The organism is Myroides indicus (genome assembly GCF_004364575.1).
Classification (GTDB): domain Bacteria; phylum Bacteroidota; class Bacteroidia; order Flavobacteriales; family Flavobacteriaceae; genus Flavobacterium; species Flavobacterium indicum_A.
On record NZ_SOAG01000008.1, the window covers coordinates 39977 to 54694 of the forward strand.

Here is a 14718-nt window from a genome sequence, read left to right on the forward strand (position 1 = left end):
ACCTAATAACTATTAATAATTTCTTTTATTGATTCAGTATCAATTCCGCACTGCTGCTGCTGCTGTTTGACAGTTGCGTGCTCTACAAATTCATCTTTAATTCCCAACACTTCTACACAAATACCCGGATAATGCAAAGCTGCAAATTGAGCTATCCTGCTTCCAAAACCTCCTATAACAGTTCCTTCTTCTAAGGTTACTACTTTTTGATGCTTGCCAAATATTTCGTGTAAAACCTCTTCATTTAGCGGCTTTACAAATAAAAAATGATAATGCGACCATTCTGATGACGGACATTCCTTAAAGGCTTCCACAGCATTGTTCCCTATTGTTCCCGTAGAAATGAGTGCAAATTTATTTCCTTTTTGCAATTCTCGTGTTAACCCTAGTTTAATTTTAACAAATGATTGTTTCCACGAACTACTCATTACCCCTTTTCCTCTCGGGTAGCGAATTGCCAGCGGATAATCAATTCTCAACTGGGCAGTATAAAGCATATTTCTCAATTCAAGCTCATTCATCGGCGCCACAATAACAATGTTCGGAATACAGTTCAGGTAGGCAATATCGTATACTCCCTGATGAGTTGCTCCATCTTCTCCAACTAATCCTGCTCTGTCCAAACAAAATATTACCGGTAAATTTTGCAGTGCCACATCATGAATTACCTGATCATACGCCCGCTGTAAAAACGTTGAGTAAATAGCACAAAACGGTATCAATCCCTGCGTTGCCATTCCCGCTGCCAATGTTACGGCGTGTTGTTCTGCAATTCCCACATCAAGTGCTCTTTCTGGAAATGCTTCCATCATATATTTTAAAGAACTCCCTGTCGGCATTGCTGGAGTTATACCCACAATATCCAGATTTTGTTCTGCCAATTCAACCAAAGTCAGTCCAAACACGTCCTGATATTTTGTAGGAAACTCGTTCTCCTCTACTCTCATCAATTCTCCTGTTCTACTGTCAAACTTACCCGGAGCATGGTACTTTACCTGATTTTCTTCTGCCTGTTTTAATCCTTTCCCTTTGGTTGTAATAATGTGCAAAAACTTAGGTCCCTCAGTACTTTTTAATTTTTCAAGCTCTTTAATCAGTTTGGGCAAATCATGCCCGTCAATCGGTCCTGTATAGTCGAAATGCAGAGATTCGATCATATTATTGGCTCTCGGATTCCTTCCTTCTTTCACTGCAGTCAGATAGTCCTTAAGAGCGCCAACACTCGGATCAATTCCTATTGCATTATCATTGAGGATTACCAGTATATTTGCATCTGTTACACCGGCGTGATTTAACCCTTCAAAAGCCATGCCTGAAGCAATGGAGGCATCTCCTACCACGGCAATATGATGTTTTTCGCTATTTCCTTTCAATTTTGAAGCTATTGCCATTCCCAAAACAGCTGAAATAGCTGTTGAAGAATGCCCCACACCAAAGACATCATACACACTTTCTTCTCGTTTTGGAAACCCGCTGATCCCCCCTTTTTGCCGATTGGTATTAAATATGTCACGACGACCCGTTAAAATTTTATGCCCATATGCCTGATGTCCTACATCCCAGACCAGTAAATCTTCAGGTGTATCAAACACGTAATGGAGGGCTATTGTAAGCTCTACCACTCCCAAACTCGCGCCCAAATGGCCTTCTTTAACTGCTACAACATCAATAATAAAACGCCTTAATTCTACAGCCAGCTGTATAAGTTCATCCATTGTAAGGCGTTTTAAGTCAACAGGCGTTTTTATTTGCTCAAGTAACATAACAGTTATTCTTCTTAAAAATATTTGAAACAAAATTACAATTTTGTTTTTACTTTTGACTTTTGATTATACAGATAAACTAAAACCATGACAGCTATTTTTTCAGATGAATATTTTATGCAGATGGCTTTAAATGAAGCCCGGATTGCCTATGACAAAGGAGAAATTCCGGTTGGAGCTGTCATTGTTTCGGCAGACAATCGCATTCTTGCCAAAAGTCACAATCTTACCGAATTACTCAACGACGTAACTGCCCACGCAGAAATACAGGCAATATCTGCTGCTGCCAATTTTTTAGGCAGTAAATATCTAAAAAACTGCACTTTATTTGTAACTTTAGAACCCTGCCAGATGTGTGCCGGAGCTTTGTACTGGAGTCAGATAACAAGAATTGTGTATGGAGCTGAAGATCCAAAAAGGGGATTTAAAACGATGGGAGGGCAAATCCATCCCAAAACCCAAATAAACGGAGGAATATTAAAAGAAAAATGCTCTTCGCTCATCAAATCATTTTTTGAAAAGAAAAGATAATCCTATAAAAAATTACTATGAAAACACGTCATCTATTCATCTTTTTATGCAGCTTATCCCTGTTTCTGCTGGGAGCCTGCAGCAAAAAAACAGATCAGTACAACTTGTCTGATCCGAAGTTATATACGGAATACATCAATGGCTTTACCTCGGGAATAATTTCCTCAAAAGATCCGATTGATATCAGCATAAATGAAAACTGGGGCAATTGGACTCCCAATCAGGAATTGGACGAAAAACTTTTTTCCACAGTACCCTCTGTAAAAGGAAAAACTTATTTTTTACCAGGTAATGTCATTCGTTTTATACCTGCTGAGCGATTAAAACAAGATCAAAAATACAATATCACCTTTCATTTAAGTAAAGTTGCCGAAGTAAAAAATGAACTAAAAAACTTTTCGTTTTTAGTGATATCAACTCCCTTAAATTTTTCTGTTGAACTATTGGATTTACAATCTTCTTCTGAGAATGAATACATGCTCAACGGAACTTTTTATGCCAGTGACTGGGTAAACACTCAGCAAGTCAAAAATATCCTAAGTGCCTCTCAGGGAAATAAAGCGTTAAATATTAAAATTAACGCAGACGAAAAAGATGAAGCGAAAGAATTTGCTTTTATCATCAGTGATATTCAAAGACCCGAAACTTCCAATAAGATAATTTTACAATTAGATGGAAAAAGCGTTGATGTTGACCAGAAAGAAACACTTGAAAAAGAAATTCCGGAAAAAAATGTTCAACGTCCGTTTGCTGTACATCAAATAGGTAGTGACAATCAGTCTTTTTGGATTAACTTTTCCAATCCACTAAAGAAAAATCAAAATTTTGACGGTTTAGTAGAAATTGCCAATTCCAAAGGAGAATTAACTTTTACTACTGAGGGAAATCTTTTAAAAGTTTATAATGACCAGCCCTTTTTAGAGGAAACTCGCATTACAGTATTTCCGGGTATAGAAGACCAAAAAGGTCAAAAAAATCAAACTCAGGAAGAGTTTACTCTTTATTTCGGTATTCAAAAACCTGACGTCCGACTAATTAAAAACGGGAGTATTTTGCCGAGTTCTGAAAATTTAAAAATTTACTTTCAAGCCACTAGCTTAAAAGCGGTAGACATCAAAGTGTATAAAATATTTGAAAATAATATTCTTCAGTTTTTACAAGAAAATACGCTCAATGGCAAATACAACCTGCGAAGAGTAGCTTCTCCTGTTGCCAAAACAACATTTGAGCTGACTAATTCCAATCCGCAAGCATTGCTCAACTGGAATTCGTATGCTTTAGATTTATCTGCCTTGATTTCTCCGGATCCCGGAGCTATTTACCGCGTTGAGTTTTCATTTAAAAAAGCTTATTCCTTATACAATTGTCCGGAGAGCGATTCCGATGAAAATGAAGATATTATAATAGAAGATGATGATGAGGAAATTGATGATTACGATGATTATTACTATTATTATGGCTATAAGTGGGAAGAAAAAGATGATCCCTGCGCAGATTCTTATTACTACTACAGAGAACAGGTAGCTGCAAATGTTTTAGCTTCGGATTTAGGCGTTATTGCTAAAAGAGGTAATGAGAATTCTTACTTTTTTACTGTCAATAATATTATAACGACAGAACCGGTAAATAACGCTAAAATTGAGTTGTACAGCTTTCAGCAACAATTGCTAACCACTTTATCAACAGACACAAACGGAATGGCTCAAGTCCATCTTGACAATCAGAAAGCTTACTTTGCGGTAGCAAAAAAGAACGAAAGCGTCACTTACATTAAACTTGATGACGGAAATGCACTATCCATGAGTAATTACAACGTAGACGGACAAGCACTCCAAAAAGGATTAAATGGCTTTATGTATACTGAACGAGGCGTGTGGAGACCCGGAGATAATATTTATGTCAGTTTTATTTTAGATGACTCTGCTAATCCAATCCCCGACAACCACCCGATAAAAATAACTTTCAGAGATCCATTTGGCAAAATTGTTGATCAGCAGGTTAAAAAGAAAAATCCAGCAAACCATTATACTTTTACTTTAGGTACAACTCCCGAAGCTGTAACCGGAAATTGGGAAGCCATGGTTAGTGTGGGTGGTGCCCGATTTTATAAATCGATCAAAATAGAAACTATAAAACCCAACCGCCTCAAACTCAAAAATAATATTGAAGGCAAAACTTTATCAGCTACATCAGGTTTTTCTTCTGTTTTATACAGCGTACAATGGTTGCAGGGAACTATCGCAAAAAACCTCAAAGCTGAAGTACAAATGAAATTAATCCCACAAAAGACAACTTTTAAAGGTTTTGAAAAATACAGCTTCAACAATAGCTTAAGCGTTCAAAGTTCTGAAGATATCAATATTTTTACAGGCAGAACTGATCAAGAAGGTAATTTTAACTTTAAGATTAACTCCAACTACTCTCCTGAAAACAGTGGTATGTTAAAAGCTATTTTTACAGCTAAAGTATATGAAAACGGCGGAGATGTTTCTACGGACGTTTCTACGGCATCTTTTTCTCCTTATAAAGAATACGTGGGAATCAAGGCTCCTGAAACCAATAAATATGGTTATTTAGAGACAGATGATACCCAAACCTTTTCAATTGTTACGGTGAATGAAAAAGGAGAGCCGGTAAACAGCAACGTAAAGATAGAAGTTTACAGAAATGACAGAGGCTGGTGGTGGGACACGAATAGCTACGGTATTTCCAACTACAGTTCTTCGGGGTATTATACACTTTATACAGAACAAACCATCAGTACAAAAAACAACGGAAAAGGAACGTATTCCATTATCATTCCTGAACAAGATTGGGGAAGTTATGAAATAGTAGCTACAGATTTGACAAGCGGACATATTGCTTCTTCCAAAATTTATGTTGACTGGTCTTTTTATTCGGCAAAATCAAAAAACACTGCAGGAAAAGAAGCTGTAATGCTTTCCATAGCCGCTGATAAATCAGATTACAACACGGACGAAACAGCTAAAATCTCATTCCCTTCTAGCGAAGGTGGAAGAGCTTTGATTTCTGTAGAAAATGGTTCAAGCGTAATTGAAAGCTTTTGGGTAAAAACAACTCAGGGAGAAACTGTTTTTGATCTTCCTGTAACGGCAAAAATGGCTCCTAACGTTTATATCAACATTAGTTCCATTCAACCGCATGCCACAACCGTAAACAACTCTCCTATCCGTTTATATGGTGTTTTACCCATTCAGGTTTACAATAAAAAGACAAAATTAGAACCAGAAATCACCGCTCCTGACAAACTTAAACCAGAACAAAAATTTACTGTAAAAGTCAAAGAAAAAACAGGTAAAAAAATGACTTATACCTTAGCCATTGTAGAAGATGGCTTACTGGATCTCACGCGTTTTAAAACACCTAATCCATGGGATATTTTTTATGCCAAAACTTCCTTAGGAGTGAGAACATGGGATGTATATGATGATGTTATCGGAGCTTATGGCGGAGCAATCAATCAGGTTTTTAGCATTGGAGGAGATGAAGACCTCGGAGCAGGACAAGTAAAAAAAGCTAATCGCTTTAAACCCGTCGTCATTTTTAAAGGTCCTTTTACGACTGAAAAAGGAAAAACTGCCTCACACGAAATCAGTCTTTCAAAATACATTGGTTCGGTAAGAGTGATGGTAGTAGCCTCTGATGTCGATCAAAAAGCCTACGGCAGCGTTGAAAAAACAGCTGTGGTAAGCAATCCTTTAATGATACTGGGATCACTGCCGCGACGTGCGGTTCCGGGAGAAAAAGTTACTCTCCCTGTCACTGTTTTTGCCATGGAAAATCACGTAAAAAATGTTTCGGTAAAAATAAAAACAGATGAGCATTTTAAAATCGACGGAACCAACAGTCAAACACTTACATTTGATGAACCTGACGAAAAACTAGCTTACTTTGATTTAGAAGTTCTTCAAAAAACAGGAGTTTCTAAAATACAAATTGAAGCGACCTCCGGAAATGAAAAAGCAACTTATGAAGTAGAACTGGACGTTGTAAATCCCAATCCGGTTACTGTCAACAGTAAATCAGTTGTTGTAGAACCCAATGGAACTGCCGCCATAGAATGGGAAAAATTTGGTATTGATGGAAGTAACAAAGCAACTTTGGAACTTTCTACCTTTCCGGGCATCAACCTCACCTCCCGATTAAATTATCTGATTAGTTATCCGCACGGATGTTCAGAACAGATTACATCAGGCGTATTCCCCCAATTATTTTTAGGCGATTTCATGGAATTGTCTGCTTCACAGAAAGAAAGCACCCAGCGCAACGTAAATGCCGGAATTAAAAAGCTTGCCGAGCGTCAGCTTGCTGACGGAAGTTTTGCGTATTGGAGCGGATCAAGATATTTTGACGACTGGTCAACCTCATATATTGGCCATTTCTTTCTTGAAGCCGAAAAAAAAGGGTATGCTCTTCCTGTGGGGAGCAAAGCAAACTGGCTGGCATTTCAACAAAAAATAGCTCGCCAATGGAGATTTGAAAACCGGTACAGAAATGATCTGGCACAAGCCTATCGTCTGTATACTTTAGCTCTTGCGGGTAAACCTGATTTGCCATCAATGAACAGACTCCGTGAAACAAAAGGAATATCCAGCGATTCCAAATTAAGGTTGGCCGCAGCATATGCATTGTCCGGACAAAATGAGGCTGCTGCACAATTGATTAATACAACTACTTTGGACAATAATAGCGATTATTTTTATTACGGTTCATACGAAAGAAATCTAGCTATGGCATTAGAAACCTTAATCATCAGCAATGTTGACAAAAACCGCTCACATGAATATGCCTTAGAACTTGCTAAAAGCTTGTCTTCCTCTCAATGGATGAGTACACAAACTACTGCCTACGCTTTAAACGCAATTGCACAATATGCTCAAAAAAATAAATCCGGAGAAGGTATTTCTGTTGCGTATAATTTTAACGGCAGCGATAATTCGATTTCCTCTCAAAGTAATTTTGTAGAAAAAAGTCTTCCTTCGTTAAACAATACTAATACCGTTTCCTTAGTAAACAAAAATCCGGCAACCTTATATGCCCGCGTTGCCTATAGCGGTATATTGCCGGTTGGGCAAGAAAACGTTGAAGAAAGCAAATTATCTGTTAAAACCGTATTCAGCAATAACGGTGTAGTCATTAATCCGGCAACATTATCGCAAGGGACTGAATTTGTATGCGATATTACTATTACAAACACTTCTGTCAAAGGAATTGAAAACGTAGCATTAACTCAAATTATTCCTTCCGGATGGGAAATCGTCAACCTGAGATACACCGACGCCGGCGGACAAAATAACGCTGTAGATTTTACAGACATAAGAGACGATAAAACGCAATTTTATTTTTATTTGGCAGGCAATTCAAGCAAAACGGTGAGAGTTGTACTCAATACTTCTTATCTCGGCCATTATTATATGCCTGGTATACAGGTTAATGCTATGTATGACAACAGCTATAGATGCAGAACTAAAGGGCAGTGGATTGACGTTGTCCACTAATTGCTAAAAAAAAAATGATAATACAGGAGCAAGTTACTCCTGTATTATTCTTTGGTTTATGATAAGAAAGTTTGTTTTAAATCTGAAAAAATGGAGTAAAAAGAAAAAAGCAGGATTTGTATGCCTCGTTTTTCTTTTGGCAGCTTATTATTTTTGTCTGCCCTCTCCTCTTTTTTCAAGTTCTTATTCAACAGTAATCGACAGTAATGACGGTCAGTTATTAGGTGCTCAGATTGCTTCTGACGGGCAATGGCGTTTTCCTGAATTAGATAGCGTTCCCTACAAATTTAAACAGAGTATTCTGGCTTATGAAGATGACTACTTTTATTATCATTGGGGCATTAATCCCATTTCCACTGCTAAAGCTTTTTTAACCAATTTAAAGAAGGGAAAAACTGTTAGAGGCGGAAGTACATTAACTCAGCAAACTATCCGGTTGGCACGCAACGGGCAAAAAAGAAGCTATTATGAAAAACTGATAGAAGGTATTTTAGCAACACGGTTAGAATTTAGATACAGCAAAGATAAAATTCTGTCGCTATATGCTTCTCATGCTCCGTTTGGAGGAAACGTAGTTGGTTTAGATGTAGCCGCATGGCGGTATTTTGGTACTTCTCCCGATCAGCTTTCGTGGGCAGAAAGCGCTGTTTTGGCAGTTTTACCCAATTCTCCCCGATTGATATATCCGGGAAAAAATCAGGATCTTCTACTCCAAAAACGCAATAACTTATTGTATAAACTCTATATTAAAAACATTATTGATCAATCAACCTATGAGCTGGCACTCATAGAGCCTTTACCCCAAAAACCTCATGATTTGCCGCAGATGGCTCCTCACCTACTTCAACTTGCCATTCAAAAAAATAACCAGCAGAGAACCACTACCACAATTGATTACAATATTCAGCAGCGGGCAAATAATATTGTGGAAAATTATTATAACATATATAAACAATCTGAAATTTATAACATAGCTGTTATTGTTATTGATATTGAAACCCGAAATATAGTTACTTATATAGGTAATTCTCCTACGACATCGGCACATCAGAAAGATGTTGATATAATCCGCGCTCCCCGAAGTACAGGCAGTATTTTAAAACCCTTTCTATATGGCGCTATGCTAGACGATGCAGAGCTGCTCCCCGGTATGCTTGTTGCTGATATTCCTACCGTCATTTCCGGATATAAACCGGAGAATTTCAACATGGCTTACGAAGGAGCTGTACCCGCAAATGAAGCATTAGCCCGATCGCTGAATATTCCATTCGTTTTAATGCTTCAGGATTACGGAGTGTATCGATTTTATGATCAACTGCAAAAACTAAAATTAAAAAACATAAACAAACACCCCAATCATTATGGACTATCCTTAATTCTTGGTGGGGCAGAAAGCAGTTTGTGGGATTTAACACAGGCTTATGCAGGTTGGGCTTCTACCTTAAATTACTATACAGCTCATCAGGGAAAATACAGAACAAAAGAAATTCAATCGTTAAACTGGACTCTCAATAATTCATTAGATTTTGGTTCGGAAACGAATGAAAAAAGTACAGTTTCAGCAGGAAGTATATGGAATACTTTTCAGGCGCTCACACAAGTAAATCGCCCTGAAGGAGATGAAGCGTGGCAATATTACGACTCAGCATTAAAAATAGCATGGAAAACCGGAACCAGCTTTGGCGGAAGGGATGCATGGGCAATTGGTGTAGACAAAAAATATACTGTAGCAATATGGGTAGGCAATGCAACCGGAGAAGGACGTCCTTCTATCAGCGGAGTACGTATGGCGGGTCCTGTATTATTTGACATTTTTAAACTATTGCCAAAATCAAGCTGGTTTGAGAGCCCCTTAGACGATATGGTAGAAACAGAAGTTTGCGCTGTCAGCGGATATATTGCCACTTCACAATGTCCAATAAAAAAGGTACTTATTCCGTTTCGACAAAAAAAAGCAACTATATGTCCCTACCATCAATTAGTTCACTTAGATTCATCAGAGCAATATCGCGTAAACAGTCAGTGTGAAAAAGTAAGTAACATAATTAATAAATCATGGTTTGTTTTACCCCCTTCTATGGCTTATTACTACAGAAAATATCACGGTGATTATAAAGATCTACCTCCTTTCAGATCAGATTGTAACAGCAATGCCAACAATAGTCTAGAATTTATTTACCCAAAACATGGAGCAACTATCTATTTAACAAAGGACTTTTTTTCAAAAGTGCAACCTTTTGTTGCCAAAGCAGCGACCAACAATCCCGACAAATCAATTTTTTGGTATATAGATGATGTTTTTATCGGAAGCACTTCTGTATTTCACGAACAACCTATTCTGGCTAATTCAGGCAAACATTTGCTAACCATTGTAGATACGGAAGGCAATTCAAAAACCATTGAGTTTTACATAGAAGAGTAAAATTTATTAGGTTCCACTCCTAAATATATACATCCAAACTACATACTGTTGTGTACTAGCCATTTCTCTCAATTTTATAAATCACCGCTTCTTTTCCTGCAAGCTCAGCATCTTTTTCATATTCAAGTCCTATTTTCTCAAGCACTTTAATAGAATTCTTATTTTCTTTCATGGCTCTTCCTATTACTCGTTTTAAATGTAATTTTTCAAAGCCGTAATTTAAACAGGCTTGGGCACTTTCGGTTGCATATCCTTTATTCCATTCTTCTTCAAAAAAACGAAATCCGATATCCGTTTCCTGCTTCATTTCATCATATTTTAATCCGCACCACCCTATAAATTTATTATTTTCTTTATTGATAACTGCCCAACGTCCATATCCGTTTAATTTGTAATCTTGATAATTTTCAAGGAATTCTTTTGCTGCATCTATACTATTGAAAGCAGAATCTCCTGTATATCTGATTACATTGACATTCAGATTTAATTTATAAAAACTTTCAGCATCATCTATATTTAGCTCTCTTAAAATTAATCTTTTTGTTTCTAAAATTATTTTCATTTTTAAAAATATAATCTATTGTAAATTTCCTATTTTACTATTTTAGGCAGATTTAAAATATAATATTAAAACATATTATCATAAGATGCACATAGAAACAAAAAAAAAACCGCTATACTTTTGAGTATAACGGTTTTAATTATTCTGAAATTTCATTTCCCTTTTCGTCAAAGAAATGGTATTCTAAATACGTGTAAGCGTCACGTGGTATTATTTTTATCCATTTTTTAAATTCCATAAACCATTTGGTTCGGACAGATGGGAATCCTTTTGTCAAATACGCCGCCACAAAGGGATGCGTGTTCAAGATAATCTTTGCATTTCGATTTCTTGTTGTAATGCTTTCAATGTCAGACTTTATTTGGTCAATTATCAAAATAGGAGCTTCAATTTCTCGATACTCATTTGGATCTTCTTCCCTGGTTTTAATATGCACCTCCGGTCTGACTCTTTGTCTGGTAATTTGAATTAATCCAAATTTACTCGGGGGCAAGATTTTGTGTTTTGCTTTATCATCACTCATTTCTTCTTTGAGAAAATCATAGAGCGTTTTTCTATTTTCCGGATTTCCCATATCAATAAAATCTACTACTATAATTCCTCCCATATCTCTCAGCCGTAATTGTCTGGCTATTTCAGCAGCAGCTATCAGATTTACTTCAAGTGCTGTGTCTTCTTGAGATTGAGCTTTGTTTGAGCGGTTTCCGCTATTAACATCTATTACGTGCAACGCTTCGGTATGTTCTATGATAAGATAAGCTCCTTTACTCATAGAAACAGTTTTTCCGAACGAGGTCTTTATTTGTCTTTCTATACTGTACTTTTCAAAAATAGGTACTTCTCTTGACTGATAGTGTTTAACAATGGACACCTTAGAAGGAGCTATCTCTTGCAAATATTCCTTCGTGTTGTAATACATATCTTCATCATCCACAATGATTCCCGTAAAAGTATCATTAAAAACATCTCTCAAAATAGTAGAGGTTCTGTTTACTTCTCCTAATACTTTTGAAGGATGATGAGCTGTAGTTAATTTTTTGCACATGCTGTTCCATTTGGCTAGCAGATTGTGTAAATCTTTATCTATATCTGCTACTTTTTTTCCTTCTGCAACGGTACGTACAATTACTCCAAAACCTTTTGGCTTAATAGACTGTAACAGTCTTTTAAGTCGTTCCTTTTCTTCTTTTGATTCAATTTTTTGAGAAATAGATATTCTGTTTGAAAACGGTACCAGTACTACATAACGTCCGGCAAGCGAAAGTTCTGAGCTGATACGGGGTCCTTTTGTAGAAATCGGTTCTTTTACAATTTGTACCAACAAAGACTGATTGGCACTTAAAACTTCAGAAATTGAACCGTTTTTATCTATTTCTTCCTCAAAAGCAAAGTTTTTTAAGGAATAATCTTTTAATTTACCTGCGCTTACAAGTTTTGTGAACTTCAACAATGAACGGAGATTGGGTCCCAAATCGTGGTAATGTAAAAAAGCATCTTTTTCAAATCCCACGTGGACAAAAGCTGCGTTTAGTCCCGGAACCGGTTTTCTGATTTTGGCAATAAAAATATCTCCTACCTGAAAACCTTCCTGATTTTCTTCCCGCTCTCTGTGCAGTTCTATTAGTTTTCCATCTTTTAATAAGGCAAAATCTACTGTATCAGAATTTGATCTAATGATTAATTCTTTATTCACACTGTACATTTTTATCCATACTCATTCATTAAAACGCCTCTTTTAAAGTACATTAAATGAGTTTGTATAGATGGATTAAACATTAATTACAGGTTTTACCTGAAAAGATTCTCTCTGTAAAAGGTGAATCTTATTATCAATGAGCGTTTTCAATAAAAGAAAAAAGTAGTTTAATACTACTTTTTCTTTTTATGACGGTTAGCTCTCGCTCTTTTTTTACGTTTGTGAGTAGCTACCTTATGTCTTTTTCTTTTTTTACCACTTGGCATAATGTGTGTAATTTGAGATTAATAAATTATTTTACTTTCACTTGGGTATTTGTCTTTACTCCTTCAACAAACACTTTAGCCGGTTTAAATGCAGGGATATTATGTGCCGGAATTCTAATAGTTGTGTTTTTAGAAATGTTTCTTCCGGTTTTTTCCGCTCTTGTTTTAATGATAAAACTTCCGAAACCTCGCAAATATACGTTTTCCCCAGATTGCAACGACGCCTTTACCTCTTCCATAAAAGTTTCTACTGTTGCCTGTACGTCTCCTTTCTCAAGCCCTAATTTCTCAGAAATCTTAGCTACGATGTCTGCTTTCGTCATTTTAGATATAATTTTTTATTATTGTCATTTTTTTTATAGTGTGCAAATATATTAATTTATAATCCAATAAATCAACCTTAAGCGATTAAAATTTAAATATATAAAGTTTTATTTTTGACAACAATATTTTTTAACATGAATCTATCCAACAAACTCAAATACTGGTATTTAGAAAACAAACGCCATTTACCTTGGCGAGAAACGAAAGATCCGTATGCGATTTGGCTGTCTGAAATTATACTCCAGCAAACGCGAGTAATACAAGGTTTACCTTATTATGAAGCCTTTTTAAAGACCTATCCTACTGTTTTTGATTTGGCTAATGCTCCCGAAGACGATATTCTTCGATTGTGGCAGGGACTGGGGTATTACAGCAGAGCACGGAATCTACATGAGACTGCAAAAAAAGTAGCTTTTGAATACAACGGCAGCTTTCCCAACAATTATAAAGACCTCATATTATTAAAAGGTATAGGTGATTACACTGCTGCTGCAATTGCCTCTATTGCATTTGACGAGGTTGTTCCTGTAGTAGACGGAAATGTCTTTCGGGTATTATCGCGTATTTATGGCATTACATCCGACATTTCTGCGGGGGCTACCAAAAAAGAATTTCAGCAGCTGGCACAAACACTGATTCCTCAAAATAACCCTGCTCTTTTTAATCAGGCAATCATGGATTTCGGTGCTATTCAATGCACTCCAAAATCGCCAGACTGCTCAGCTTGCCCCTTTATAAAAGAATGTATAGCTTATCAAACTAATCAGGTCGACAAACTCCCTATAAAAATAAGTAAAGTGAAAGTCAAAAACCGCTACCTGGATTTTTTAATTTTTGTAGACCAAAACAACTGTACTTTAATAGAACAGCGCACACAAAAAGACATTTGGCAAAAATTGTATCAATTCCCGGTTATAGATAGATTTGAAAACAAAAAAGCAGATATTAATTCCATTATTCAAACGCAATACGCAAAAATAAACGTCCAAAATATCACATTAATGAACCCCAAACAGATTGTGCATGTTTTATCGCATCAAAAACTGCATATTCACTTTTGGCTGATCAATACAGCTGATGTGCTTACTGAAGGCGTGCAGTGGAGTGAGTTAAATAAATTTGGTTTTCCGATTGTAATTCATAACTTTATTCAATCTTACAGCAACTACATCACAAATCAAACATTACCATGAACGGCACACTTAATAAAGTAACATTAATAGGACATTTGGGCGACAACGTCAAAATTCATTATTTTGAGAATGGAAACTGCATCGGTCGTTTTCCTCTGGCAACTAATGAAGTTTACATCAATAAAACCACCAATGAGAAAATAACCTCAACCGAATGGCACAATATTGCTGTAAGAAACAAACAGGCAGAAGTTTGTGAAAAATACCTCACCAAAGGAGATCGAATTTATATAGAGGGACGCATTCGATCAAGACAATGGCAAGGTGATGACGGCATACAAAGACAAACCGTTGAAATTATGGTAACTGAGTTTATGTTTTTAGATATTAAAAAAGACACTGATAACAAAAACAAAACCACTTTTGACGAAGCTAAAAAAAATGCTATTGATAACTTTACAGTGCCCGGTGAAACGAATGAAGATAACTTGCCCTTTTAAAA

9 protein-coding genes are annotated in these 14718 nt (G+C 36.5%); 5 read left to right on the forward strand and 4 right to left on the reverse strand.

All coding sequences use genetic code 11. The features are described from left to right. Positions 1-2 precede the first annotated feature (2 nt). The gene (locus C8P70_RS04635) at positions 3-1763 is read right to left on the reverse strand and encodes a 1-deoxy-D-xylulose-5-phosphate synthase (RefSeq protein ID WP_133712169.1); all 1761 of its coding nucleotides are present in this window, start codon (positions 1761-1763) and stop codon (positions 3-5) included. Between the two features lie 87 nt (positions 1764-1850). Here C8P70_RS04635 and C8P70_RS04640 point away from each other — a divergent pair, with 87 nt between their 5' ends. From C8P70_RS04640 to pbpC, 3 genes are read left to right on the forward strand one after another with little or no spacing between them, the layout of a single operon-like run. After that, on the forward strand, positions 1851-2294 hold the full coding sequence (locus C8P70_RS04640) for a nucleoside deaminase (RefSeq protein ID WP_133712170.1): 444 nt from the start codon (positions 1851-1853) through the stop codon (positions 2292-2294). Positions 2295-2311: 17 nt separating this feature from the next. Next, entirely contained in the window at positions 2312-7813 is a 5502-nt protein-coding gene (locus C8P70_RS04645; protein ID WP_133712171.1) for an alpha-2-macroglobulin family protein, read from the forward strand. A 58-nt stretch (positions 7814-7871) separates the two neighbouring features. Next, complete coding sequence (pbpC, locus tag C8P70_RS04650; RefSeq protein ID WP_133712172.1) at positions 7872-10235, forward strand: penicillin-binding protein 1C; 2364 nt, start codon at positions 7872-7874, stop codon at positions 10233-10235. Positions 10236-10290: 55 nt separating this feature from the next. Here the strand turns inward: pbpC and C8P70_RS04655 are convergent, their stop codons facing one another. From C8P70_RS04655 to C8P70_RS04665, 3 genes are all read right to left on the reverse strand, one after another. Next, the gene (locus C8P70_RS04655) at positions 10291-10797 is read right to left on the reverse strand and encodes a GNAT family N-acetyltransferase (protein ID WP_133712173.1); all 507 of its coding nucleotides are present in this window, start codon (positions 10795-10797) and stop codon (positions 10291-10293) included. A 139-nt stretch (positions 10798-10936) separates the two neighbouring features. Beyond that, positions 10937-12490 (reverse strand): Rne/Rng family ribonuclease, encoded by a 1554-nt coding sequence (locus C8P70_RS04660; RefSeq protein ID WP_133712174.1) that lies wholly within the window; start codon positions 12488-12490, stop codon positions 10937-10939. Positions 12491-12785: 295 nt separating this feature from the next. After that, on the reverse strand, positions 12786-13082 hold the full coding sequence (locus C8P70_RS04665; RefSeq protein ID WP_133712175.1) for an HU family DNA-binding protein: 297 nt from the start codon (positions 13080-13082) through the stop codon (positions 12786-12788). A 135-nt stretch (positions 13083-13217) separates the two neighbouring features. Here C8P70_RS04665 and mutY point away from each other — a divergent pair, with 135 nt between their 5' ends. Further along, entirely contained in the window at positions 13218-14276 is a 1059-nt protein-coding gene (mutY, locus tag C8P70_RS04670) for an A/G-specific adenine glycosylase (RefSeq protein ID WP_133712176.1), read from the forward strand. After that, on the forward strand, positions 14273-14716 hold the full coding sequence (locus C8P70_RS04675) for a single-stranded DNA-binding protein (protein WP_133712177.1): 444 nt from the start codon (positions 14273-14275) through the stop codon (positions 14714-14716). Before mutY ends, C8P70_RS04675 begins: the two co-directional genes overlap by 4 nt. The last annotated feature ends 2 nt before the right edge of the window (positions 14717-14718 follow it).